Raw genomic sequence first — 24,506 nt, 5'->3', positions numbered from 1 at the left:
GTGACATGTGGGCCGGGCCACGTCCGTGTCGCCCGTTCACACCCGGGGGCCGGAGTCGTAACGTATTTCAATTCTACCCGGTTATCCCGATACGCCTCAGCGCAAGCGTGTCCGGGTTGGGGTAGTGGTTATCCTTCAGCCTTGTGGAGGCTGAGACGCGGGTTCGATTCTCGCACCCGGACTCAGAAATAAAGGCTCTCAGGGCCTTATTCTTCGGTTTTGCTATCTGGACTAGGGGCCAGTATTCACTCCATCTACGGGATCAGTCGATCCATCGTCGATAAGCGAGCGAAGTCGCTGCTTCGCGATCTTGCCGTGATCGGCTTTCCGATGGCAAGCAATACAGAGCGAAATAACGTTGTCGAGGAAATGGGCATCAGTTTTCGTGTGGTCGTTTGATTCGATAAACCAGCGCACAGGGACGATGTGGTGGACATCGGGATTGCGGCCGATGTCGTCGGTCGTCGCACCACAGCGAACGCATTGAGAGTCGTCTCGTTGTAGCACTCGGCGCCGAACGTCGTTCCAGCCGGTTCCGTACGATTCGTTCCCACCGCCTTTCCAATTCGGATGGCCATCACCGGAAAACGACTCTGAGAGCCATTCGCGACGACACGGTTCACTACAAACGACAAGGTCGTTCACGTTACTCGGGTAGCGCTCTACCGTCTCGCCGCAAACGTCACAGGCAAGCACTCGCTTCCCGCCACCCCATCGCGGATTTTCCTCACCCGTCAACGACGGTGACGAGCGCCAGTCGCCAGCCTCGACACAGTCCGAACAGTATAGCCCCTCCTTCTCTGAGGGGTAGTATTCGAATTCCGTTCCACAGCGGTTACAACTGGTCGAAACCTTCCCGGTTCGGCCACTGGCGTCTCGCCGACAGGATGCAGGCCAGTACTTGCGAGCGAACGCTGCGTGGAGCTACTCGCTCACAGAGCGCGGCCAGTCCTTGCAGCCAGCGGTCGTGGCTCTCGAGGAGTGGGGAAAATCGTATCTTCGGCCCGCTAAGAGCGACAGCGGGTCCGTGTGTTAGTGGAGGAGATACGTTTGCCTTCTATACCGTCTAAGACAATGAAATTTACAATTTCTGTTCCAAGGAGTGCGCCGTAGAATCTCGATGGGATGGTCTGAACATTCGTCAACCGTCAAGACTACTGAAAACAGCCGTCTCAAGGTCCCGGTTTTCTCGTATCGCAGTGATAAGGGCCCGAATCAGGGTGTTATACGCGGCTGGCCGTTCGATCATGGCCACGTGACCGGCCCCTTCAAGCCGGCAGAATACGCTCCCCGGGATCCGGTTCGCAGTATCACGCGCCACCTCAACTGGGACTATCCCGTCCGCTGGCCCGTGGATAACGAGTGTTGGCATACCGAGCTGGTCGATGTCACTGCGACCATCGTATCCCCAGAAGGCATCGGTGACGGTCGTCCACGCCGATCGCCGGTGGGGGAGTGGATTCGATTGCAGGAAGTCCTCGACCACCGCTCGTGACGTTTCTTCGTGGAACCCCACAGTGTAGGCCAGTTGCCGGATGAGCGCGTCGGTAACGGGTATTCGATAGAGGCGGAGCGCAAGGAACAGACGTAACAGTGGCTTTTCCCACGCCGGCGTGAGATCGTGGTCGCCGCCGGCATGGAGGATGACGCCCGCAGTTGGGTGGCGCTTGGCGTATTCAATGGCGACGGCGGTACCGTAACTGTGGCCATGGACGATCGGCCGCTCGATCTGGAGTTCGTCGAGCAACTGCCGAAGGTCAGAGACGTGGCCGGCGAGCGACTGTGTCGGTCTGACCGTCGAGTTCCCGTTCCCCGCGAGGGAATAGGCCACCAATTCGCGTTCGCCTTCGAAGGCGGCCAGTTGGGGATACGGGTTCCAGAGCGAGCCGAGGCCGCCGTGGACGAACACAATAGCCGGATCTGGACCGGTCAGATGCAGCGTCTCTAACTCGACCGAATCGGACACCTGCACCTGGCGTGGTGTCGGAAGCGACCGGCAAACATCTTCGAACGGGACGTACTCGGGTGGGTACTGTGCGGTCGTCATACGTGCTCAGAAGGGAAATTTGTCTCGAGCCGATTGAACGGCGAGCCGAGACACCAGCCGCGAAGGCCCGCGTTTTGGGATGTTCCGGAGGGTTTCGACCGCATCTGGTAGCTCGGCACCACCGATATGGATCTCCCAGCCAGTCTCGTCAGAAAAGCGCTCAACTGCCTGCTCTGCTCGCTCTTGGACCGCGGAGACGTTCACCGTGGTCGGCACCCCGTCACGCATCACGACGTCGCCGTCGACGAAAACCGTTTCCACGTCGGCCGGTGCGGCGTTGTTCACCACGTGAGCGGGAACATTCGTCAGCGGGGTGAACTTCGGCTTGTCGACGTCGAGGACGATCAGATCCGCATGCTTACCCGGTTCGATGCTACCGATCTCGTGACCGACGCCGAGGGCACGGGCACCCTCGATCGTGAGCATTCGGACGAGTTCCATCGACGAGTACTGTCCGGCCGTCCGCTTGACGTTGGCCGCGAGGCGGGCCTGCCGTGCTTCACCGAACATGCTGTAGGAGTCGTGCCAGTAGTGGTCGTCGATACCCAATCCGACATCGACGCCCGCAGCCCGAAGTTCGGGAACCGGCGTCCACTGCATCTCAGCGTCCGGATTCCAGTAGGCGAACACCGACGGGCAGTGCGCGACGGACGCCTCTGCCTCGGCGATGCGTGTGACGTCTCCGTCGTCGGCAACGCGGAAGTGAGCCGCGACCAGGCGGTCGTCGAGGAGACCGATGTCGTCGAGGAGCGCCAGCGAATCCTCGGCACCGTTCGACCGAGCCATCGTGTTGCTCTCCTCCAATTCGAGCAGGTGCGTGTGGACGAGCAGGCCGGGGTACTCGGCAGCCAGATCCGCGGTTCGTTCCCACAACTCGCGGGTGCACGACCAGTCGTCGTGGGGGCAGACCGTCGCCCGGATGCGTCCGTCGTACGTGTCGTGATGCTCGTCGATGAACGCACGAGCACGGGCGAACTGCTCGTCGACGGGGACGTCCCAGAAGAGGTCCGTGATCGCCTGCCCGAAGAACCCGCGGAGGCCGGCCTCGCCGAACGTCTCTGCACCCGCTCCAGGCCGCACGTCCATGGAGTTGACTGTCGTCACGCCGCCGACGAGGAAGTTCAGAGCGGCGAGTTCGTAGCCCGCCGCCGCGAGGTAGTCGAACTCTCCCTCGCCGAGGCGTCCGTAAAGGGCCGTCATGCTGCCCATCATCTCCAGCAGGCCGAGATCGCTGAACGCGCCGATCAACGGCGTCAGTTCGAGATGCGTGTGGGCGTTGACCAGCCCCGGCATCACCAGTTTTCCGTCGCCGTCGATGACGTGTTGGGCAGTGATGTCCGCATCGCTATCTCGTGATTTCCGAACCTCGGTGATCTGACCGTCGTCGACGAGGACCGTTCCGCGCTCGTACAGCCGGTTGCGGTCGTCGACCGTGAGAACGAGCGCGTCGTGGATCGCTGCATCAACGGCCATCGTTCGTCACCTCCGGCTCGAGTGTGACCCGGGAAGACTGTTCTACCGCGACCGACTGTTTCGGGTCGGCGAATCGCTGCGGAGTGACGGACAGACAACCGCCTTCGCCGGGAATCGAACGGTCGTATTCAGTGATGATCATGGCTCTGAGAAGTACCTGCACCTGCTATCGGTGTGTGTTCCTGCGCGAATCCACTCGGATCGTCCTCGAACGCTCGTTTGCAGCTCTTCGAGCAGAAGTGGTACGTCTCGCCGTCGTGGGTCACGCTCGGCCCGGCCTCGTCGGTCCGCATCCCGCAGACCGGGTCACGGTACTGACCGGGGGCCCCGAGTCCACGCCGGTAGACGTACAGGAGGAATCCCGAAAGCGCGAAGGCAATTAGATTGAGGTAGAACGTGTAGTTCAGCTCGAAATAGGTCTGTTCGGTCGCCGTCTGGCCGCCGGCGAGGTTCGGGACGATGCCGAGCGCGTCGAACAGCTGCTCCATGAGGAAGCCGGTGAACGCCATCGTGACGAAGAAGACGCCGAGGATGTACGCCATCACTTTCCAGCCGTAGTACTTGCGGTAGACGTTCAGCACGGGGACGGTGATCAGGTCGGCGTAGACGAACGCGATGACGCCGGCGAAGCTGACGCCGCCGCCCCACAGCGCGACGGCGAACGGGACGTTGCCCATGCTCCCGACGAAACTCAGGACGGCAATCGTGACACCCATGACCGCGTTTTCTGCGCTAACGAGGAGACTATCGCCCTGGAGGAACAGTGCGTTCCAGACCCGCTGTGGGACGAACACGATGACGAACCCGGAGATGAGGAAGCCCGCGATCACGTCCTTGTAGAGCATCGACCACTCCTTGCGGTACTGATTGCCCACCTTGTACCACCCGCCCCACGACAGGAGCTCGTCGCGCCAGCCGCCGGTGCTCGCCGTTTCCTGCCGGTACGTTTCCATGCACCCCTCCGAGCAGAATTTCAGCGTCTCGCCGCCATCAGTGACGATGGAGTACTCGTCTTTGCCCTCCATTCCGCAGGTCGGGTCCTCGGAGACGCCGTGGTCGTGGTCGCGCTCGTTGAGTTCCTCGCGAACGCGATCGAAGAGATTCTCGGGAAGAGTCAGGTGGACGATGACCGCCATGACCGCGATGAGGATCACACCACCGAGGAGTTCGGCGACGAGGAACTCCCAGCCTAACAGGATCAGTATCATCAGCCCGAGTTCGACGATGAGGTTCGTCGACGCGAACATGAAGGCGAGGAAGTTGACGACGTGAGCGCCCTTCTTGAACAGGCCCTTACCGATGGCGACGGCGCCGAAACTACAACCGCTGCTGGCGGCACCGAACAGCGTTGCTTTGGTGAGTCCCTCGATATCACCGTTGCCGAGAACCGCCGCCATCCGCTCTTTGGAGACGTAGACCTGAACGAGGCTGGTGATGACTAACCCCATAATGATCGCCCAGGCGGCCGTCCAGAGGAATCCGAACCCGATTCTGAGTGCCTCGAACAGTTGCGACCCGAGCGTCGCCTGTAGCATCACCACTGGACCTCCTGTTCCGCCCAAAGAGCGACTTGATCGTTCGATTCTACGTCTGTCTCCACGCGATCTACTGTGAGTCGGCTTCTCCCGAAGTCGGTACGACTGAATCGATGAGTGATGTATGGAGTGGTCATCGGTTTCCCCGTCCGCTCGGTAGCGAACCCTGTTTGAAGATACGCAACCATGTTTCAATGCGATTACTGTTTCGAGACCACGGTTATGGGGCCGGGAAGTCATTTGAATCCAAAGTGGGATTGCGGCCTGTCTGGTGCCGTGGTACTTCTCGGGATGAAGCCGGACCAAGTATTGAAACGGGGATGTACCGTCTAACAGCGACGATTTCACCGTTCCCCTCGATCTACGACGTTCTCTCGAGTGACTGCCCGAGCAGATCGACTCCCCTCCCCAGTGAGCGAATCGACGAACTAGCGGCCATTCGGACCGCTGGATTGGTGTATTGACGAGGGTTCGGTCGCCGGGAATCCACTACGACGACTAGATCCGAGTGGCGAAACATCAGAACGAGTATTGCCTTCGAATCTAATGTTAGAGGGGCACTACTTCTACTGTTTTCTAAGGGAAATCGCATTGGAACATGTGTGCGTCTATACGAGTGTGATGAACGAAGAACCCAATCGAGGAAGCGGCGTCTCAGGTGCCGAGAAGCGACGAGATGACGCCGTCGTTAGCGCGAACGGTGTCGAGAAGACATACGACTCTGTTCTTCCGTTCACCCGGTCCGTCGAGGTGCTCGGTGGCGCGACGCTCCGGGTCGAGCGCGGACAGGTCGTCGGGATCATGGGCGAGAACGGGAGCGGCAAGTCGACGCTCATGGGCATCCTCGCCGGGGTCCTCGACCACGACGCCGGCGAGATCGACCGAGCGGGCTCCGTCGGCTGGTGTCCGCAGGAACCGCGCCTCTACGACCGGCTGACCGTCGACGAGACCTTCGAGCTGTTCGGGACGGCCTACGGCATGGCTGACGACGAGATCGCCGAGGCCAGGGAGTGGCTGACCGACGTGCTGGACTTCGAACGCTTCCACGACCGGCAGATCCGCCACCTCAGCGGCGGCAACCGACAGAAGGTCAATCTCTCGGTCGCACTGATGCACGAGCCCGACCTGCTCTTGCTGGACGAACCCTACACTGGCTTCGACTGGGAGACGTTCCTCGCGTTCTGGGATCTCACCGAGGAACTGCGGGCCCGAGGCGTCGGCGTCGCTATTATCTCCCACATTATCAACGAACGCGACCGCTTCGACGTCGTCTACGAGCTCCACGACGGCCACCTCCACAGACAGGAGATCGGCGACGACGAGGGACTGGATCTGGAACCGACCGACGAGGACGTGGGCTGTGAACGGACCGCCTCGTTCGTCGACGGGGCCGGTTCCGGAAGCGGCCAGCGAGCGACCGCCGGGGAAGGGGAGCGCGAATGAGCAGCGTCACCCGAACCGTCGCGGGAATCCGGGCGAGCACGCGCTCGTTCGTCCGGGAACCGTTTACCGTCGTCCTCCTGGTCGTCCTGCCAGCGCTGTCGATTCAGATCTACGGCGTCGGCATGGGGCAGTTCCCCGACGTTGGGATCTTCGCAGTGAGCGGGTCGGTCGCGACGGTCGGCCGGATCACCGGCGCCGTGTTCGCCACCGGCGCGCTCGCGGGCGTCCTCGGCCTCTTCCAGATGATCAGCGCCCGGCACGCCGACCGGCGGCTTGCAATCTGTGGGTTCCGCGGTGTCGAACTCGTCACTGCACGGTTCGCGACCGTCGCCGTGGCGAGCGCCGTCGTCGGCGTCGTCTCGACGCTCTCGCTCGGAGTCCTCGTCGACGACCCGATCGGAGCACCGATCGCCGTGTTCGCCGCGCTCACACTGGCCGGTGCCATCTATGGCCTGCTCGGCATCGTCGTCGGGAGCGTACTCCCTAGAGAACTAGAGGGATCGCTCCTGCTCGTCATCCTGGCCGACGTGGACAACGTCTTCGCGAGCGGCCTGTTCGCCATCGAGGACAGCGTTACGCAGTTCGCTCCACTGGCACATCCACACGCTATCGTGACCCAGGCCGTCGTCGAGGGATCGCTCGCGACCAAACATCTGATTCCGGCCCTCGGCCACCTCTCGCTGTTCGCGCTCCTGAGTGTCGTTGCATACACGTACCAGGTCGAGTCGGGAGGTGACGTCTGATGAACCGCCGTGTCACGACCGCCGTGACGATGGGCGTCCGGGAGTTCCGCCGGACACCGGTCCTGCTGGCACTACTCGCGTTCCTCCCGGCGTACATCATCGGCGCGTTCGTCCTGCTCGTCCCGGACGTGGACGTTCCCGCGACGATCGGTGAGGCGACCGTCACCGTTCCCATGGCGGACTTCGCGGCGGCGTTCATGACGCCCGTGACCGTCGCCATCCTCTCGGGCATCGTCGGGTTATTCCTCGTCCAGACGTCGCAAGCGGCCGACGACAGGCTCCGACTCGCCGGCTACAGCGCGACGGACCTCGTCGTCTCGCGGGTCGGTACGCTCGGACTCGGAACCGTCGTCGTCACGGCGGCGTCCGTGCTCGTCGCCGTGCTCGCGTTCACTCCCGTATCGATCGTCCCGTTCGTCGCAGCGACGCTGCTCGTCGGCCTCACCTACGGCATCCTTGGCGTCGTCGTCGGTATCGCACTCGGTCGATTGGGCGGGGTGTACGTGATGCTGTTCGCACCGATGGTGGACGTCCTCATGTTCCAGAACCCGCTCGCGACTGATGCGCCTGAGTGGATAACGCTACTACCGAGCCACTACGCAACGAACGCGCTCTTCGACGCGGCGTTCACGTCGAGCGTCGACGCGGGGGATTTTGGCGGTGCCCTCGCATATGCCGTCGCTCTCCTCGCTATCGGCGTACTAGTGTTCTATCGGGCGACGGCCGTCGAGTGACCGTCGTTCATCACTCGGGCGACCACTCACACGCGTTCCCAGCTGTCAGGTCGTTTTCGTCGACGTGAGCAGACAGGCACGCGTAGTTACAGAAGTAGTTTGGCGAACCACAATCGTCGGTGCAGTCCCGCACGCAGATCGGGTCGTGGTCGAAGATTTGGGACCCGCAGTACGCACAGGCCTCGTCAGCGTCGGGCGTCGTTACGGTCGTAGACATACTTACACTACGGAGACGATTCGGAAACCCGTTTCGTCGCCAGCTATCCCCAGTGAGGACTGGTTGCAGACTTGCTCACTCGTCCGACCGGAGTTTCGCCCGCCGCTCTTCGAACTCTTCCTCCGAGAGATCGCCTCGAGCGTACGCGAGCCGCAGCTCCTCGAGCGCCGGGTCGGAGAGCGCACCCGACCCAGTCCCACCGACCAGACCGCGGTACAGCAGGTAGCCGATACCGACCAGGACGACCAGCCAGGCAAGCATCATTCCGAGCCCCCACAGCGGTGAGAGGCCGCTAGCCATGCCGTTACCCCACCAGCCCATCATCCCCATCATCGGCATCGCGAACACCATCATCAACAGCGGAAACAGGACGATGACGCCGAGGACGACGACGATCCAGAGCAATCCGTCCGACGAGCGCTGTGTAGCCATACTGGGTCTCCTCGTCGGTACTACGGAGCCGAACGCCAAGTAACTCAGCCAGGATCGACCACGCCGGCGATGGATCGACGAGTTCCGTGGCGGCTCCGTCGAGGACGCGTTCGCCCGCCCGGTTCTCGATCTGGGGTAACCGGCATACCGACAGCACGCTCACTCCTCGAAGATTTGCAGCTCTGGGAATCGCTGTCGAAACTCGACGGGTGTTCGACTGTCCATCTCCGAGCGCGGTCTTTCGAATCGAAAGCGATCAGGCGCCCTCTTCGAGGCGCTCGTATCGCTCCTCGAACCGGCTCTGACACGACGGACAGCAGAAGTGATACACCTGTCCGTCGAGGCGAGCCGAGCAGCCCTCGCTGTCCACGGTGTTGTTACACTCCGCACAGGTGAGCGCAAACTCGGTCCCGTCCAGCGATGGGCGCCATTCGACGTCGTCCATCAGCGTCACCGTGTACTCGACGTCATCGTCGAGGAGCCCATCGAGCCACCGGCGGACGTTCTGGACCTGTGCGCGGGCGTAGAACCAGATGCCGCCGTCGGCGGTGACGAAGAGGTGTTCGACGGCGTCGGCATCTCCGATGCGGTTTTTGAGGCCATCGACATCGTCTACCCCCGTCACCTGGACGAACACCGGAATCCCGGCGTGCAGTTGCGATCGATCTACGTCGACGGTGAACCGGTTGATGATGCCAGCTTCCTGCAGGCGAGTGACGCGGTCGGAAACCGCTGGACCGGAAAGGTCGACGACGTCGCCGATGTCGCTAAACGGGCGTCTGGCGTTCTCACCCAGGAGCGTGAGAATCGTCATGTCTGTCTCGTCCAGCTCTCGCATACATCTACGTCGCTCTCTACGGCCAATAATTCAATGAATCGTGCTTAGGCCTGCGAAGGGAAGAACGATTTTGACTTTGGAATCGAAGCAGAAAACGACAAAGAGTAGACTCCCGTACATCTCACCGTATGAGCGAAACGATCTCCGTAGAGGGGATGACCTGTGAGCACTGCGAGCAGAGCGTCGAAGAAGCGCTCGAAGATGTCGACGGCGTCACGAACGCGAAGGCCGATCGAGGGGCCGAATCAGTGACTGTCGAGGGCGATGCAGACACAGACGCTCTCGTCAGTGCAGTGGACGAAGCCGGGTACGACGCTTCGGCCTAACTACCACGGAGGCTCCGCCGTACGAGACGTCGTGGGACGCCAGCGTGAATTTCGATGCGTATCGTTGTGCGTCCCGGTGGTGAGGTACGTCGTCGAAGGGCACGTCCCCACAGCCGTCATTGCAACGTTCCTCGACGAGGAACCCGCGATAGACGGCGTCGCATTGCCGGGGATGCCCGCGGGGTCGCCTGGAATGGGCGGATCGAAGCGAGGGTCGTTTGCTATCCACGAGTTCGATGACGGTCAGGCGAGTGGTGTCTACGCGGAGTACTGAGTCAGTGACATTAGTCCGCCGGACGGGCCTGCTCGCCCGCCGAGACGCCCGGCAAACTCGGCACCGAGAGGTCGACGCGGCGGAGGAGCTGTGCGTTGATCGCGACGATGACCGTGCTCAACGACATCAGGAGAGCGCCGATGGCGGGCGACAGGAGGATGCCGATAGGCGCGAGGACGCCCGCAGCCAGCGGAATGGCGAAGACGTTGTAGCCGGCGGCCCAGACGATGTTCTCCTGCATCTTCCGGTAGCTCGCTTTGCTCAGCTTCACCAGGCGAACGACGTCCATCGGGTTGTTCTGGACCAGGATGACGTCGGCAGACTGAACTGCGACGTCGGTCCCGCTCCCAATAGCGATTCCCACGTCGGCCCGCGTCAGTGCGGGCGCGTCGTTGACGCCGTCGCCGACCATGCCGACGAGTTTGCCCTGGTCCTGTAGCTCCTGGACCTTCACGTCCTTGTCGTCGGGCAATACCTCGGCGAACACTGTGTCGATGCCCAGTTCGTCGGCAACGGCCTCGGCCACGTCCCGAGAGTCACCCGTCAGCATGGCAACCTCGATACCCAGGTCGTGGAGCGCGTCGACGACTCGGTAGCTCTCTTCGCGGATGACGTCGGCCATCGCGAACGCCGCGATCAGTTTCCCCTCTCGGACGAGGTAAACCACTGTGTGTGCGTTTTCGCCCGCCTCGTCGGCGAAGGTGCGCAACTCGTCGGGAACGTCGCTGTCGAGATGGTCGAGGAGGTTCGGACCGCCGACGTAGACCTCCTGCCCACCGACAAATGCCCGGACCCCTCGGCCCTTCATCGCCTCGAAGTCGGTAGCGTCGGGGGCGTCGATCCCTCGTTCGTCGGCCGCCTCCCGGATCGCCCGGGCGATCATGTGCTCGGAGTCACTTTCGACCGCGGCGGCGAGTTCGAGCGCTTCGTCTTCGTCGACGCCGTCGACGGTGGCCGTCCCGACGACGCCGTGTTCGCCCTCGGTAAGCGTCCCTGTCTTGTCGAAGATGATCGTGTCGAGGTTTCGCGCGTCTTCCATCGCGATCCGGTCGCGGATGAGCATGCCATTGCGAGCGGCGAGCGAGGTATTGATCGCGACGACGAGCGGAATCGCGAGGCCGAGCGCGTGAGGGCACGCGATGACGAGGACGGTGACGACCCGTTCGATGACGGCCGCGTCGAACGTCGTCGCCACCGTCCAGGCAATTCCCGTAACGACGGCGGCACCGAGGGCGACGTAGAACAGCCACCCGGCGGCTCGGTCGGCGAGGGCTTGCGTCTTCGATTCGCTCTCCTGTGCCTCTTCGACGAGACGCATGATCCCTGCCAGGGTCGTCTCCTCGCCCGTCGCGTCGATGCGCACCCGGAGGCTCCCGTCGCCGTTGACCGTGCCGCCGATCACCTCGTCGTCGGGTTCCTTCGAGACCGGTTTCGACTCGCCGGTGATCATCGCCTCGTTCACGTCGGAGTCGCCCTCCTCGACGACGCCGTCAGCGGGGACGCTGGCACCCGGCCGCACGAGGACGAGGTCCCCCTCGGAGAGCTCGCTCACTGGCACTTCTTCGGTATCCCCTGATTCGGTGATCCGCTCCGCCGTGTCGGGCATTAGCTTCGCCAGCTCGTCGAGCGCGCTCGACGCACGGCGGACGGACCGCATCTCGATCCAGTGACCGAGCAACATGATGTCGATGAGCGTCACGAGCTCCCAGAAGAACGCCGACGTCGTCGGAAAGACGACGCTCGCCAGGCTGTAGACGAACGCGACGGTGATCGCCATCGAAATGAGCGTCATCATTCCCGGTGCGCGGTCTCTCAGTTCCGGGGCCGCCATCCGCAGGAACGGGACCCCTCCGTAGGCGAAGACGACGACGGCGAAGACGGGGTTGATCCACTCGCTTCCCGGAAACGCGGGCACGGAGAAGCCAAGTTGGGTCTGGAGGAACTCGCTGTAGAGGAGGACGGGGATCGACAGCAGCGTCGAGACGAAGAATCGACGCCGGAACATCTGTTCGTGGCCGGCGTGCATCCCACCGTGGTCGCCGTGACCCTCGCCGTGATCGCGACCACCTGCTTCGTGTCCCGCGTGGTGGTCGTGTTGCTCCTCGATTTCCGCTTCGACCTCGTCCGCGTCTTCGGCCTCTTCTTCGAGCATCGACTGTTCTGTCCGCGACTCGGCTGAATCTCCGCCTCCCTCTCCGTTCTCCGTATCGTGATGATCGTGGTGGGAGTGGTCGTCCATTGTCTCTCAGTAAGCAGGAGTACGGCACCAGGGGTGATGGATTTGCGGTCTGTATTGGAAGCCCTCACTGGCTGTTTAAGACGGGCCAGCGCCGTTCGCCGGCGTCGATGAGTCCCCGTAGGGTCCGCCGGCGATCGGCTATCGAACCGAGCGACGCGTCGAACTGATAGTCGGACACGGTCGGGATCCCGCGGTCTCGAAGGACGTCGAGCGTGTTCAGGAAATCCCGAACGCTCGATCGAGCCTGGCCGATGACTATCCCACTTGGACGATCTCACGCGGGGTACGCCGTCGAAATCTCTGAGGCGGTAGGTCAATTCTCGGACCCGCTTGGCTGATCCCCGACAAAACAGCGATTCCAGACACCACTCGCCTTGGTGGGTATGACTCGTCGTATCGATTACGTCCTGGTACTCGTGTTGAACTGCGTGGAGTTCTCCGATAACGTCGTGATGACGGTAGTCGAAGGTGACGAGCGCAACGATTTCACCCGCTGTCGATTCGAGGCGTGAGTGTGCCTCGACGTATTCCAGCATCGCTTCTCTGACTGCCCGCGACCGGTTCTCGATCTCTTGGTCCTGCTATACCCGGTCGAACGCTTCGACAACCTCGTCAGGGATGCTGGAACTCGTTCGCAGACGCCCATTCTCGTAGTGCAGTCACAAGATGCCTCCGTATGACGGAACCCCCAACTCGGTATTAACAACCGTTATCCTCGCTCTCGGCAGACACTCACACAGATGTTACACGGTGAGGCACTCGGTCTCCTGGTCGGGGCTGTCGCGCTCGGTGCCATCCATGGTATCGAACCGGGACACGGCTGGCCCGTCGCCGCCTCGTACGCGCTCGACCAGACGAACAAGTGGGTCTACGGCTTCGCGGCGAGTTTCATTCTCGGGCTCGGCCACCTCATCAGTAGTATTGCAATGGTAGCGGCGTTCTTCTACGCGAAGAATTACTTCAACCTCACGCAGGTCAACGAGCCGATTCACCTCATCTGGAACGTATTCCTCGGCGGGCCAGTCAGCGTGGTCGCTGGGGTCTTGCTCATCGCGCTCGGAATCCGGGAGTACCGTCATAGCCACTCACACGGCACCCACGATGACGACCATGACCACGCGCACAGTGCCCACGAACACGACAATTTACATGCCCACGATCGTGGGCATTCGCACAGCCACGATACCGACCACTCACATGACCACGGCGATCAGTCCGGGCATGGATACAGTCACGACTTTCGTTCGCACGACCACGACGACGGCCATTCAGACGGCGGAGACGGTGAGAGACTGCTTGGTCGACTGAAGGGGTATCTACCGTTCGTCGGAGCTCGCTCTCACTCGCACGACGACCTTGATGAGGGGGCTGACCGCGGCCTGCTCGGTATCGCGTGGTTCGCCTTCCTGCTTGGGTTCGCCCACGAAGAAGAGTTCGAGATAATCGCGCTCTGTGCCGGGTCAAACTATTGCCTTGAACTGATGAGCGCGTACGCTCTCACGGTCATTTTCGGAATCGTCGGGTTGACGATGCTGCTGATAGCTGGCTATCATCGTCACGAAGCAAAAGTGGAGAAATACACTCCGTACCTCCCGGCGTTCTCGGCTGCTGTCCTCATTATCATGGGGACCGGATTCATCATCGGCGTATTCTAACTCAATTGCTGTCTCCGCAGGCTTGGTAGCCCACCGAGTTCAGCCGCGTCACGCCACGTCTGGCGCAACTCTTCCGGGTCGCGCATCATCGGGACCGAGAGGTCGCTCAGCGTCGCATCCGAAACGTACTCGGCCGCGACCGACTCGGGGAGTCGCCCGGGCGCGTACACTACGTCCGCTGCTTCGAGCACGCGCTTCCCGCGGAGCGTGATCAGGTCCACTGCGACGGGACCGAGACCTACGCCGTACAGCGTCATGGTTTCCTCTTCCCCACTGCTAGGATACCGACACTCGATACCGAGCTGGAATGGTACGCATTACCCGCTAGTACTGATCGGCGTGAGGATGAGAGGTTGTACTTCCTTGCGGTAGATTAGACACACCGTGTAGGGTAGGGCCTTTCATGTGGGCCGGAACCGTTGGCACGGGTATGTACGAACGAATCCTCGTCCCGACGGACGGGAGCGTCGGATCGGCTCACGTCGCTCTACAGGCGATAGACCTTGCGGAGACGTACGGCGCGACGATTCACGTCCTCCACGTTATCGACGAGAAGGTACGCGGACTCGTCGCCGGCTTCGGCGAGGAGGAGGAGTTCGAAGCCCGTGGTCGCGAGGCAGTCGACCGCGTCGCGGGGATGGCCCGCAACCACGGTGTCGATGTCGTGACGGCCATCGAGGATGGCGACCCCGCACAGCGGATCGTTGACTTCGCCGGCGAGATCGACACCGACCTGATCGTCTCGGGAACCCACGGCCGCTCCGGCGTCGAACGGCGTCTCATTGGCAGCGTCGCCGAGCGCGTCGTCCGCAAGGCCCCCTGTCCCGTCATGACTGTTCGGCTTCTGGAGACAGACGTTACTGTTGAAGACGAGGACGAGGCGATTGACATCGCCCGCAAGGCTCTCGAGCAGAAAGGGGTCCATGCAGCTATCTCGGCCGCTGAACGACAGATCAGCGTATGGGTCGTTGACGCGGAGGAAGATGGCGACTCGTACATGATCTACGTTGACCCTGTCACACAACGGACGAGCATCATCAGACAATGAATCTGTGATTTCAAGTGGTTCTCCCAGACCATTCTGTCGATTTCCAACACGATAGCATCTACTAGTAATTCTCGAATGTGGAACGCCCCGTACCGTTCATCAGCTTCCACGACTGGCAGTACGCATCGACGAGGGGTGCCGGGATGTGTGACTCCCCCACGAGACCGGTATCTTGCTGATCACCTGCAAGCACTATGGTGAGTACAGCGACGACGGCGAGTGCTCACAGTGTCAGCCCGAGCGTCCGGAGCGACGGTCTTCGATTACCCGACCGGTTCGACTGCGACGGATTGGTCTGCGTCGTATCGTCGTACATGAGTTTCGCTACCGCTCATCGTGCCAGATTCGCCCCAGATCGGGAGCGGTGGCGCGACGAGCGACGGTACACTATATCGTCGAATAGTCTGGTAAACATCTTCCCAAAGTAGCTCGAAACGGGAGTTCCGCGAAATCGTCCTGAAATGTGTCGTTCATAACATCAAGCGAGTCGTGACACCGTGAAATCAAGCTACGTCTGGCGATTCACCACGGCCAATGGATTGTATATAAACTCGGCACACCACTGCTTCCGCTGTTAGGGGAGACACCCACCCCACCACTTCCGCTGTAAACGATGATGCCATCAACCCCCAACTAGTCTTAGGACAGTTCCGCTTCGGTACCAGTTGGTCAATATTGGTTTGAGTAACAATAGTCGAGCCCACGTAGCGAAATGTTACATAAGACTGCGCTTGATCCGCCGAGCACAGCAACCCGATCCCAGACGCTTGTCGAGGGGTCGGAACGCCGCTGGCATCTTTCGGCCTACGGACGACGTGGGTGTATCGAGCCACTCCGGTATCAATGTGAGATCGCGAAGGAAACTAGCTGGAGACCACACGTAATGGTCACATGATAGGAATCACTCCGGCCATCGACCCATCAGAACGTTGTCGGACCGTCTAGTCGTCAGCGGGCGACATGGCAGCCATATCGAGTTCGCGCCACATCTCCTGGTAGTCGTAATCTGTATCCAGAGCGGTGTTGAGCCGGTTGTAGGAGGCGAAATCGCTGACAAGGTGGGTCAACTGGACGATCCCTTTGTTGCCGAGTCCGACTTCGCGAAGGGCCTCGGTATCCGCGTCGGTGACGGCGTGCGGATCGTCGTTGATCGTCAGCGCGTACTCGACGATGGTTTCCAGGCGGTCGTCGTCGAGGACGTCCGTACCCTGCTCTGCGAACTCCCTGACGTAGTCGGTATCGGCGTCGAGCCCGTAATCGAGGATCGTACAGAAGGCACCGGTGCAGTACGCGCACCCGTTGGCGGTGGAAACAGCGATTCCGACGTGCTGAATCTCCGGCATCGACAGTTCCCCGTGTTCCCACAGCGCCGCCGTCGACTGGAGCTTCGGCTTCATGTACTCCGGAAAGTTCAATTCCAGATAGAAGTGATTCGGGACCGACCCCTCCATCTCGGTGACCCACGCGAAAATCTCTTCGACAGCCGGATCGTCGACCGTTTCGGGTTCGATTATTGGCACTCGTGCCATGGACTCTCGACCAGCGAGTATGCCTTAAATTCTTGGTTCAGAGGGCTTCTAGAAGCATTTCTCACAAAGTACGCATCGCTGTTCGATATGGGGAATTTCTCCGGTCGCCGAGCAGTGAGCCCGGCGCGACCCGTGGCGAGCACATTCGACCAGAGGTGCCGACAGTCCGAGTTGCCAAGAACTGTGCTTGATGCCCGTTCGGTCACCACCCCCACCAGTCTGGGCGTCGACCACCGACGACAGCCCTCGCCAGATATGTCCGTCCCATCGAGTAAACAGAACGAGGAGTGTAATGGTATAGTCATTCCCTGAGACGACGGTTCATCACCTGAGACATCTGACGGAACACTTATGATTCGAACATACATGCCACGTGCATGGAACGCTACGAGGGCGACCCACACCAGTTGCTAGACCGGGTCCCGCTGCTGAAGGCAGCCCGCGATGGGCCGATCGATCGGTCGCAGTTGCAGGACGAACTCGATATCTCACGCGCGACGGCGTACCGACGAACGTCTACGCTCTCGGAGGAGGGATTGCTCGACCAACAGCCAAGGGGGTATCAGACGACTGGAGCCGGCTGTGCTGTCGTCGAGGCTGTCGAGCAGTTCGAGCGCTCGTTGGCGGCTATCGACCGGCTGGAGCCGCTGCTCGCACAGGTTTCGGCACTGGAGCTCACGCGCAACATCCACTTGTTTGCCGATGCTGACCTCCACGTCGCGACGCCACAGAACCCGAACGAACCGATCGAACCGTGGCTCGAACACTTCGAGGAGTTCGACTATTCTCGAAGTTTAGTCGTCGCTGGTTGTCCCCCAAAAATCACCGAACAGGGAATCAAGCACGCTCGAAACGGTATCGATTTCGAGGCCATCTGCACGCCACTGGCGCTCCAAGCAGACCAGAATGCCTCTGAAGAAGCGTTCGAGACCATCGCCAGCGCCGAGGCACCGTCACTGTACACTCATGCCGCACTCCCGTTCACCATGGGAATTATCGACGACGTGGTTATTATCGGTGGCTTCGACAGCGATACGTCGTTGCCGGTCGCCTCCCTCACGACAGAGAATCCCGAGGCTCGGGAGTGGGCGACGGACCTCTACCGGCGATTCAAACGGGATGCGGAAGCACTCGACCTCACCGAGATGGACACCAGTCTCCAGTCAGTGACCCACGACTGAACTCGTGGGCGTTCTCCTCGAATCTGTGTAACTGCTGCGCTCACCACCTCACATGCTCCAGACACGTATCTCACGGCCTGAAACATCGTCTCAGGGAATGACTATAATCGTCATCTGTCCGTGAGCCGATGTATGGAGCCTGCAGGATCGACCGGCGCGACAGATCGTGATCGACACCACAAAACACACCTCAGGGCCGACGGAGGGTCGGCGCTCGCGGATTCGTACGACGTCATCGTCGGCGGGTCCGGGATGTCGGCGTCCACGACGGCGATGATCCTGGGGAAACACGGGTTCGATGTCGCGATGATCGAAGCCGGAACACACCCGCGGTTCGCCATCGGCGAAGCCATGTTACCGCAGAGTTCGATGTGGATGTGGATCGTCGGAGAGTACCACGATATTCCGGAGATTCAGTACCTCAGTGACGCGAACGAGATCGTGGACAACGTCACCGCCTCGTGCGGTATCAAACACTCCATTGGCTTCGCCTATCACGAACCGAACCAGCCAGTGTCCGACGACCGCTCTCATCAGTTGATTCCTCCGGACCTGCCGTTCTACAGCGAAAGTCACCTGCTACGCGAAGATGTCGACCACTACCTCGTCGAAGTTGCCCAGGAGTACGGCGTCGAGTACGTCGACGAGACCGAGATCACCGACGTGGACATCGGCGAGGACGAGGTGACGGTCACGACCGACTACGGCACCGCCGTGGCGTCGTTCTACGTCGACGGGACCGGGGGCAACTCCATCCTCGCAGACCAGTTGGGCTATCGCGAGGACGCACCCGAGTTGGAAACCGACTCTCGGGCGATATTCACCCACGTCGAAGGACTCGACCCGTTCGACGAGGTGCTCGAAGCGGACGCCCGGCCCGGACAGTCCAACCGTCTCCACGACGGGACGCTCCACCACGTGTTCGACGGCGGGTGGATGTGGGTCATTCCCTTCGACAACTTCGAGCGATCTGAGGCCACCAAAGCCAGTGTCGGCCTGATGCTGGACCGCGAGGCGTACCCGGTCGACGAATCCGTCAAGCCGGTCGAGGAAGTCGAGCGCATCATCTCGCAGTTCCCGGATATCGCACAGCACCTCGACTCGGCAGACCCGGTGATGCCGTGGACACGAACCGGGCCGATTCAGCGAAGCGCCAGTCAGTCCTCGGGGCACCGTCATTACCTCACGAGCAACACCTACGGGTTCGTCGACCCGCTGTACGCGATCGGACTGGTCAACACCTTCGAGTCGGTCTTCGTCTCGACGAACCTCCTGCTGGACGCGTTCGAAGACGACGCCTTCTCAACTGAGCGGTTCGCGCCGATAGACGAGCTGCACCGCCGACAACTCCTGAACAACGACCTGCTCATCAGCAACGCGTACAAGTCGATGGGCGACTTCCGACTCTGGAACGCCTGGACACAGATGTGGCTGGGCCAGGTGCTGTTCCACGACCTCTACATTCAACGGCACTGCTTCAAGTTCCTGGAGTCCGGGCGGACTGCCGAGTTCGACTCCCTGCTCGACGAGTCGGCACCGGGTGATGGAGCACCGTTTGTGACGCAGAAAGAAGCGATGCACCGGACGATGGCCGACCTGCTGGATGCCTACGAGGCGGGCGAGGTGAGTGCCGACCACGCTGGCGACCTGATGTTAGCCGAGATGCGACAGGCCGACTGGCTTCCCAAGCACGTCTACGACTGGGGGACCGACCGAGCGCGACACGTCGACTTCTCGAACCCCGAACTGGTCGGGAAACTCATCGAGTGGGGTAAAACCGACTCTCCCGACCGGATCCGGGAGGAGCTTTTCGATTTCACAGTCCCGGAGATGGCCTGAGAGAGGCCAGACGAACGCATAGAGCGACCGTCGGAATACCCGTGAATCGTTTTGGGGATACGGCGGGGTTGAATCTCGTCTCTGTACCAACTGAACGGGCCCCCACCGATGATCCGAGAATCGGCGACGCCGTATTCCTCCCGTCGCCTGCTGACCCAATCGCAGAAACGACTCACCGGATGGTTCGGTCGAGGAACTGCTGGATAGCCTCAGGCCCCGCGGGCGGGAGATCCACGAGAAGCGGCTCGGGCGACCCACCCGCTTCGACGTGTGTCGCCTGGGAGACCGACTGGGCGTGAGTCGGATCCGCCGCGAGCAGGTCCATCGCCACGCGCTCGGACTCGATATCTTCGACGTCCTCGACCCAGACGTGATTCAGGTCGTGTAACTCGTAGAAGACCGCGTTCACGCCGGCCTCCTCTAAAGCATCGAAAAAGCGGTGGCTGTGATCCACATCGACCACTTCGTCCTGGCGACCGTGCATCAATAGCGCTGGTGGACTCTCGGGCGTGACGTGCGTGACGGGACTGGCCTGTGCCCATCGCTCGGGGATTTCGGATTGCGGACCGCCCATCAGCAAAGGGATGAGCCCCTCCACATCGTCGTCGACGAGCGTGAAGTCGGCGGCACCGTACCAGCTGACGACAGCCTGGACGGCACTGGATTCCTCTGGCGCGACGGTCTTCTCGACCTCGTCGGCGAAGGCGTCCCCGAGGTCGGTGACGTCGTCGACGACACCTGCAAGCAAGGCGAGATGGCCACCCGCCGAGGAGCCCCACGCGGCAATTTGGTCGGCGTCGTAGCCGTACTCCTCGGCGTGAGCGCGAAGCCATCGAACCGCGGCTTTCACGTCGACGAAGTGGTCGGGGAAGTGACCCCGTGGGGTGGGGTTGTCCGGGTCGTACAACTCTTCGACGGCCGCCCCATCGGGGGCCTCCTGGAGGCGGTAGCTGACGCTTGCGATCGCACAGTCCCACGCAGCAGCATACTGCTCGGGATCGGGGATATTCGAGCGTGTCTCCGCGATCCACCCACCGCCGTGAACGTAGACGACGAGCGGTGGGTCACTAGAGTGTGGGAGGTAGAGGTCGAGTTTCAACTCGCCAGTCTCGCGATCGGCATACGTGATCCCCTCGTGGACGGTAACATCGTCCGTCATGATATCCGAAGGGGGCAGAGCAGGCAGTATAGAACTACGGTTTCCGGCACTCGCCTCGACCAGAGTGGATCGACCCAGACTCGATTGGCCACCGCGAGAGCGACGACGCCCCTGTCCGAACCAGCAGCGTTCGTTTGATCGCTTCAGGAGAACTGGCAGACGCAGCGGAGACAACTGGTCCAGAACGTCGAATCGAACGTTCTGGCTCACGGAGACACACCACCGTCGCGGATGTAACTGTCTATAGACGGGGTAGGGTGAATAACACAGCAATCTGACTAGACACCGCTGACGACTACATCCGCGACGGTGGTGTGCCTCGTCTCGGCACGTTCTTCAAGTGCCCCACCGTGACAGTGCGCCAGCTATCACAAATGCGTCCATGGCTGCTTTCCTCGATTATAGAATTGGGTCTCTGGGCCATCATCTCTGCAAGTACCGGCTATCTGGCTCTGCTGAAATCCTATTGATTAGACATAGTCGGTGAAACAGCCGGTACGTCGGTGTGCGGACCTGCGGGCGCCGGTTCTATCGGCTATCTACTGCGATAGCAGAGCGGTGCTGAACAAGGCCCGTCCGCTGTGAGGCAACTTCCACTTTGTAATGCTGCCGACAGACCGTTTCGCCCACTGGCTCGGGACTCGGTCGGCTCACCGAGCCGTCAAACCTGGCAGAGTAATGTACTACTAACTTATGTCCATGTATGGCATATAATTCTAATAATGAATAATGAACTTCGTGAGAACGACGTATCGGCGGATAGTGCCGACAGTCCTCCGCTGGTGACGCGCCGATCGGTTCTGGCAGCAGGTGGTACCGTCGCACTCGGGAGCCTCGCCGGCTGTATCGGGATCGATGGACTGCTCGACCGGGCCAGTGCGGAGGCTGTAGCGAACAGGACCGCCTCACCGGCCGGATACTACGCCGGTGGCGAACTCGACGACGGGACGGCGTACCAAAGCAGTCCGGTCGACGTGCGATTCGTCCCGCCGACGCTCCAGGCGGACTCGCGACGCATCGAACTCGACGGCTGGAGCACGACCACGACCACGAAGGCACAGGACTACAACTCCTCGCGGTCGAACAAACCGAGTTCGATCTGGGTGCCCGATCCCCACGACGAGGATTCCGACGACGATGGTCTCCTGACCCTCACGCGGGTACTGGACATCGAGCGGGCGCTCCGGGTGTACGCCGACGCCGCCAGCGAAGCCGTGGACGGCCGGTCGAGCGACGACGCGACGGCCGCGCTCGCCGCTTTCATCAACGCGACGACCAAGGTCAAAGAAGAGCTGGCGCGCTGTGACTCGGAGGTCTGTGTGACCGTTCGGGAACACGCCGATGGCCGGAAGAAACTCGCCGAGGACGCGAGCGACGCCGTCGATGCGGGCGAGTGGGACAGCGCCCGGCGGTCGATCCAGCAGGCTCGCCGCATCGTCCAGGGCGACATCGACCGCATCTTCGACGACCTCGACAGCGACGGCGACGGACTCCCGGACCTCGCAGCACCCCTCTATGACTACCTCGACGGGGGACCGACGATCAGCGAGCACTTCGTCGTCAGTCTCCCGGACGCCCGCGTCCGGGGTAACGGCCCGGCGCTGGCCGAGGAACTCACGCCACAGCGAGTCCTGAATTACTTCGCCGGCGAGCGGAACGCGGAGGGATGTGCCGAAAGCGAGAGGGCCGCCGCGATCCACCAGGATCTGGCCTGCCGCGACCTCCTCACTTCGACGCTCGAACTCGGTGACGGCTTCGACCTCGGCCAGTCTCGTGGCATCGACAAGAAGGACATCCGCCGCGGCGTCGCCGCCTTTGGAACCTCGGGCGGTGTCGTGGTCACCGGCGCGACGCCAGCGGCCGAGATCGCGGAGCCGATGGTGCGCGTCTCGAGCCAATGCTGCACGACTCCGACGCTCTGTTGTGATATTCTCGACTCCTGGGGAGAGGAGACCACCTCCGGGGAGGCCGCCGTGTCCGAGACGTTCGTCGTTCCCGTGGTCGCGACACCGCCGGACTGCCCGTGTCCGCTGCCCGCGCTGTTTCACCTGCGTCGGATCCGCCACGACGACCAGTTGCTCTTCGTCGGCGGCTGGCACCTCGACGACGGCGCTCTCTACGAGAACAGCGCCACGCTCATGATCGCCGCCGGCCCGACCACCGTCGCTGGCGTGACGCGCTCGGACATCAAGGACGGCGGGATCGATCTCCAGTCGCGCGTCGAGGGGCGGAAACGGCCCGGTCGGACGAAATATTCGAACATCACGCTCAGCCGAGAGTACAATTCGAACGACGACGCCCTTCCGCCGGGTGCTCACGGAGTGTGCAGGGACGACGGCGAGCTATACTGCTGGGGGGTCCAGTCCCGGGAAGCGCTCGCCGTCCACGAGACGGGTGGGTGTCCCGGCAGGGACGGCGATGCCCCCGCGTGGTCGGTCGTGACGGCACTTGATGCGCCAGTTCTCCATCTCGTCGAAGCGGCCGAGGCGGATAACAAAGTGAAGTTCAAGGCCGGGGCAGAGCTGTCGAAAGCGGTCAACTGAGACCGTCAGCACTCGCTGCACCGACAGCCGCCATGCTCTGCACGACGCTTCTGACGGATACCGAATAGGTCGCCGCTCGGCGTGTTACATCAGTCCTCTGTATTGTGCGATTCAGGAGTCCCGTATCTGAAACCGTTGTATGACCCATGCCGATTCCCAACATATCCAGTACAGTGCCGACGAGAGCATCTGATCCCCAACGAATCCGTCTTTGATTTCACTTGTCGACGTGCGTCGACTGACGAGGAGTTCCTGTTCTTCGCCAACCCATTCGTCGAGACAATGCGCGACGCCGACGTCCCGGTCGTCTATCAGGCGCTCTGTCGGCCCTTCAGGGATATCACACCCGACGTCGAAGAGTACCGACTCGCACTCGAAGACGGCACGGCTACGCTCGGTGGGAAACTCCGGGAAGCACTGTTTCCCCGACCGGTCGAAGCAGACCGTGCGTACGAACCGCCTGCTGGCGACCAGGAGCGCCTCGACGGACTCGACGACCGCGAGCTCCATCGGACGTTCCAGGTGACCGCTCGCGCCGTCGTCTTCCCCGACGAAACCGGGCGGCCGCCAGCCGATATCGCCGAAGGGCTGGCTTCGGCACTCAGTCCACTCGACGGGACTGCCCACCGCGTCGAGGGCTCGGTCGAGACGGACGGCGACGCCGGTGATGGCCCGGGCACGGAGACGTTCGCGGCGCTGTGCGATCGCGAACACGGAGCGCTCGGCCGTCGACCGGGTGTGCATGGGCGGCCTCGTCATCAAAATCTGAAACGATCGACGGGTGGAATCGGTCTTAAACAACGGAATCCATCCCTGTATAGAACGGTACTAGATGTGTCATAATCGAACCCAGGCACTGTTTCTACCAGACGATGCTGCTTCGGAGATGAACTGCGGGAATTGGATTAGGGTTCTAGATAATAGTACTCTTCCTGAGTTACAATCTAGCGGGCGAAATCTGAACCCGCGGGATCTCGTTCAAGTCAAGAAGGCATACGATGACTGATCATCTCTCTATCGGTGTCGCGGTGAATCTCCCATTGCTAGCGACGAGCGATGTGTCGATGGCGACCACGGGTAGGATGGGAAGGACGACCGTCTCGCAGTCGGGTTCGATTCTCGCACCCGGGTTTTGACGCTTGTCACTCGGCCGCTATCGTGCGTTTCTGGCCTGTTCTGAACGAGAGGTGATCCAGTGTCGAAAGTCACAGAGGTGCGTTTCTTCTGACTCCGCTCTCCGTTAGTGACTGG

General features: G+C 61.5%; 22 protein-coding genes, 1 tRNA gene and 2 pseudogenes. 12 read left to right on the top strand and 13 right to left on the bottom strand.

Features of this window, described 5'->3' with window-relative positions; translation table 11 throughout:
• Nucleotides 1-110 precede the first annotated feature (110 nt).
• Nucleotides 111-182, top strand: a tRNA-His gene (locus ACMGFH_RS13325).
• Between the two features lie 49 nt (nucleotides 183-231).
• On the opposite strand, the gene ACMGFH_RS13320 is transcribed toward ACMGFH_RS13325, so the two are convergent.
• Nucleotides 232-507, bottom strand: coding sequence for an HNH endonuclease (locus tag ACMGFH_RS13320; protein WP_415378930.1), 276 nt, complete (start codon nucleotides 505-507; stop codon nucleotides 232-234).
• Nucleotides 508-901: 394 nt separating this feature from the next.
• Between ACMGFH_RS13320 and ACMGFH_RS13315 the strand changes: the two genes are divergently transcribed.
• On the top strand, nucleotides 902-1,036 hold the full coding sequence (locus ACMGFH_RS13315; RefSeq protein ID WP_415378929.1) for a winged helix-turn-helix transcriptional regulator: 135 nt from the start codon (nucleotides 902-904) through the stop codon (nucleotides 1,034-1,036).
• A gap of 105 nt (nucleotides 1,037-1,141) precedes the next feature.
• Here ACMGFH_RS13315 and ACMGFH_RS13310 read toward each other — a convergent pair whose 3' ends face one another.
• The 3 genes from ACMGFH_RS13310 to ACMGFH_RS13300 form a co-directional block, all read right to left on the bottom strand.
• Entirely contained in the window at nucleotides 1,142-2,047 is a 906-nt protein-coding gene (locus ACMGFH_RS13310) for an alpha/beta fold hydrolase (RefSeq protein WP_415378928.1), read from the bottom strand.
• Nucleotides 2,048-2,053: 6 nt separating this feature from the next.
• On the bottom strand, nucleotides 2,054-3,520 hold the full coding sequence (locus tag ACMGFH_RS13305; protein WP_415378927.1) for an amidohydrolase family protein: 1,467 nt from the start codon (nucleotides 3,518-3,520) through the stop codon (nucleotides 2,054-2,056).
• Between the two features lie 128 nt (nucleotides 3,521-3,648).
• Nucleotides 3,649-5,055, bottom strand: a complete 1,407-nt coding sequence (locus ACMGFH_RS13300; RefSeq protein ID WP_415378926.1) for a permease — start codon at nucleotides 5,053-5,055, stop codon at nucleotides 3,649-3,651.
• Nucleotides 5,056-5,676: 621 nt separating this feature from the next.
• Here ACMGFH_RS13300 and ACMGFH_RS13295 point away from each other — a divergent pair.
• Genes ACMGFH_RS13295 through ACMGFH_RS13285 form a run of 3 tightly spaced genes read left to right on the top strand, consistent with a single transcriptional unit; the run spans nucleotide 5,677 to nucleotide 7,975 of the window.
• Nucleotides 5,677-6,498, top strand: a complete 822-nt coding sequence (locus tag ACMGFH_RS13295) for an ATP-binding cassette domain-containing protein (RefSeq protein ID WP_415378925.1) — start codon at nucleotides 5,677-5,679, stop codon at nucleotides 6,496-6,498.
• Nucleotides 6,495-7,241, top strand: a complete 747-nt coding sequence (locus tag ACMGFH_RS13290) for a hypothetical protein (protein WP_415378924.1) — start codon at nucleotides 6,495-6,497, stop codon at nucleotides 7,239-7,241. Before ACMGFH_RS13295 ends, ACMGFH_RS13290 begins: the two co-directional genes overlap by 4 nt.
• Entirely contained in the window at nucleotides 7,241-7,975 is a 735-nt protein-coding gene (locus tag ACMGFH_RS13285) for a hypothetical protein (protein WP_415378923.1), read from the top strand. The genes ACMGFH_RS13290 and ACMGFH_RS13285 overlap by 1 nt, the downstream gene beginning before the upstream one ends.
• 10 nt (nucleotides 7,976-7,985) lie before the next feature.
• On the opposite strand, the gene ACMGFH_RS13280 is transcribed toward ACMGFH_RS13285, so the two are convergent.
• The 3 genes from ACMGFH_RS13280 to ACMGFH_RS13270 all read right to left on the bottom strand — a co-directional run bounded on the left by ACMGFH_RS13280 (nucleotide 7,986) and on the right by ACMGFH_RS13270 (nucleotide 9,462).
• Complete coding sequence (locus ACMGFH_RS13280) at nucleotides 7,986-8,192, bottom strand: hypothetical protein (RefSeq protein WP_415378922.1); 207 nt, start codon at nucleotides 8,190-8,192, stop codon at nucleotides 7,986-7,988.
• 75 nt (nucleotides 8,193-8,267) lie between these two features.
• Nucleotides 8,268-8,624, bottom strand: coding sequence for an SHOCT domain-containing protein (locus tag ACMGFH_RS13275; RefSeq protein WP_415378921.1), 357 nt, complete (start codon nucleotides 8,622-8,624; stop codon nucleotides 8,268-8,270).
• A gap of 256 nt (nucleotides 8,625-8,880) precedes the next feature.
• Nucleotides 8,881-9,462 (bottom strand): AsnC family transcriptional regulator, encoded by a 582-nt coding sequence (locus ACMGFH_RS13270; RefSeq protein WP_415378920.1) that lies wholly within the window; start codon nucleotides 9,460-9,462, stop codon nucleotides 8,881-8,883.
• Between the two features lie 128 nt (nucleotides 9,463-9,590).
• Between ACMGFH_RS13270 and ACMGFH_RS13265 the strand changes: the two genes are divergently transcribed.
• Together ACMGFH_RS13265 and ACMGFH_RS13260 are read left to right on the top strand one after the other, a co-directional pair.
• Complete coding sequence (locus ACMGFH_RS13265; RefSeq protein ID WP_415378919.1) at nucleotides 9,591-9,788, top strand: heavy-metal-associated domain-containing protein; 198 nt, start codon at nucleotides 9,591-9,593, stop codon at nucleotides 9,786-9,788.
• Between the two features lie 79 nt (nucleotides 9,789-9,867).
• Nucleotides 9,868-10,062, top strand: coding sequence for a DUF411 domain-containing protein (locus ACMGFH_RS13260; RefSeq protein WP_415378918.1), 195 nt, complete (start codon nucleotides 9,868-9,870; stop codon nucleotides 10,060-10,062).
• Between the two features lie 10 nt (nucleotides 10,063-10,072).
• Here ACMGFH_RS13260 and ACMGFH_RS13255 read toward each other — a convergent pair whose 3' ends face one another.
• Both ACMGFH_RS13255 and ACMGFH_RS13250 read right to left on the bottom strand, forming a co-directional pair.
• Nucleotides 10,073-12,301 (bottom strand): copper-translocating P-type ATPase, encoded by a 2,229-nt coding sequence (locus ACMGFH_RS13255; protein ID WP_415378917.1) that lies wholly within the window; start codon nucleotides 12,299-12,301, stop codon nucleotides 10,073-10,075.
• Nucleotides 12,302-12,573: 272 nt separating this feature from the next.
• Nucleotides 12,574-12,939: pseudogene (locus tag ACMGFH_RS13250) on the bottom strand (CopG family ribbon-helix-helix protein); the annotation flags it as partial.
• Between the two features lie 102 nt (nucleotides 12,940-13,041).
• Between ACMGFH_RS13250 and ACMGFH_RS13245 the strand changes: the two are divergent.
• Nucleotides 13,042-13,956 (top strand): hypothetical protein, encoded by a 915-nt coding sequence (locus tag ACMGFH_RS13245; protein WP_415378916.1) that lies wholly within the window; start codon nucleotides 13,042-13,044, stop codon nucleotides 13,954-13,956.
• A 41-nt stretch (nucleotides 13,957-13,997) separates the two neighbouring features.
• Here ACMGFH_RS13245 and ACMGFH_RS13240 read toward each other — a convergent pair.
• A pseudogene (locus ACMGFH_RS13240) lies at nucleotides 13,998-14,213 on the bottom strand (SAM-dependent methyltransferase); the annotation flags it as partial.
• A 173-nt stretch (nucleotides 14,214-14,386) separates the two neighbouring features.
• Here ACMGFH_RS13240 and ACMGFH_RS13235 point away from each other — a divergent pair.
• On the top strand, nucleotides 14,387-15,004 hold the full coding sequence (locus ACMGFH_RS13235; RefSeq protein WP_415378915.1) for a universal stress protein: 618 nt from the start codon (nucleotides 14,387-14,389) through the stop codon (nucleotides 15,002-15,004).
• Between the two features lie 941 nt (nucleotides 15,005-15,945).
• Here ACMGFH_RS13235 and ACMGFH_RS13230 read toward each other — a convergent pair.
• The gene (locus ACMGFH_RS13230; RefSeq protein WP_415378914.1) at nucleotides 15,946-16,533 is read right to left on the bottom strand and encodes a carboxymuconolactone decarboxylase family protein; all 588 of its coding nucleotides are present in this window, start codon (nucleotides 16,531-16,533) and stop codon (nucleotides 15,946-15,948) included.
• A 377-nt stretch (nucleotides 16,534-16,910) separates the two neighbouring features.
• Here ACMGFH_RS13230 and ACMGFH_RS13225 point away from each other — a divergent pair, with 377 nt between their 5' ends.
• Together ACMGFH_RS13225 and ACMGFH_RS13220 are read left to right on the top strand one after the other, a co-directional pair.
• Nucleotides 16,911-17,714, top strand: a complete 804-nt coding sequence (locus ACMGFH_RS13225) for a helix-turn-helix transcriptional regulator (protein ID WP_415378913.1) — start codon at nucleotides 16,911-16,913, stop codon at nucleotides 17,712-17,714.
• Between the two features lie 132 nt (nucleotides 17,715-17,846).
• Entirely contained in the window at nucleotides 17,847-19,553 is a 1,707-nt protein-coding gene (locus tag ACMGFH_RS13220) for an NAD(P)/FAD-dependent oxidoreductase (RefSeq protein WP_415378912.1), read from the top strand.
• 172 nt (nucleotides 19,554-19,725) lie between these two features.
• Here ACMGFH_RS13220 and ACMGFH_RS13215 read toward each other — a convergent pair whose 3' ends face one another.
• Nucleotides 19,726-20,712 carry an alpha/beta hydrolase fold domain-containing protein gene (locus ACMGFH_RS13215; RefSeq protein ID WP_415378911.1) on the bottom strand — a complete coding sequence of 329 codons (987 nt, stop codon included), beginning with the start codon at nucleotides 20,710-20,712 and terminating at the stop codon, nucleotides 19,726-19,728.
• Between the two features lie 782 nt (nucleotides 20,713-21,494).
• Between ACMGFH_RS13215 and ACMGFH_RS13210 the strand changes: the two genes are divergently transcribed.
• Nucleotides 21,495-23,255 carry a hypothetical protein gene (locus ACMGFH_RS13210; protein ID WP_415378910.1) on the top strand — a complete coding sequence of 587 codons (1,761 nt, stop codon included), beginning with the start codon at nucleotides 21,495-21,497 and terminating at the stop codon, nucleotides 23,253-23,255.
• A gap of 111 nt (nucleotides 23,256-23,366) precedes the next feature.
• Here ACMGFH_RS13210 and ACMGFH_RS13205 read toward each other — a convergent pair whose 3' ends face one another.
• Nucleotides 23,367-23,999, bottom strand: a complete 633-nt coding sequence (locus tag ACMGFH_RS13205; protein ID WP_415378909.1) for a hypothetical protein — start codon at nucleotides 23,997-23,999, stop codon at nucleotides 23,367-23,369.
• Between the last annotated feature and the right edge of the window lie 507 nt (nucleotides 24,000-24,506).

Origin of the sequence: Halosimplex rarum, assembly GCF_047715405.1 — an archaeon.
GTDB lineage: Archaea > Halobacteriota > Halobacteria > Halobacteriales > Haloarculaceae > Halosimplex > Halosimplex rarum.
This window is presented reverse-complemented; position numbering and strand designations above follow the sequence as displayed.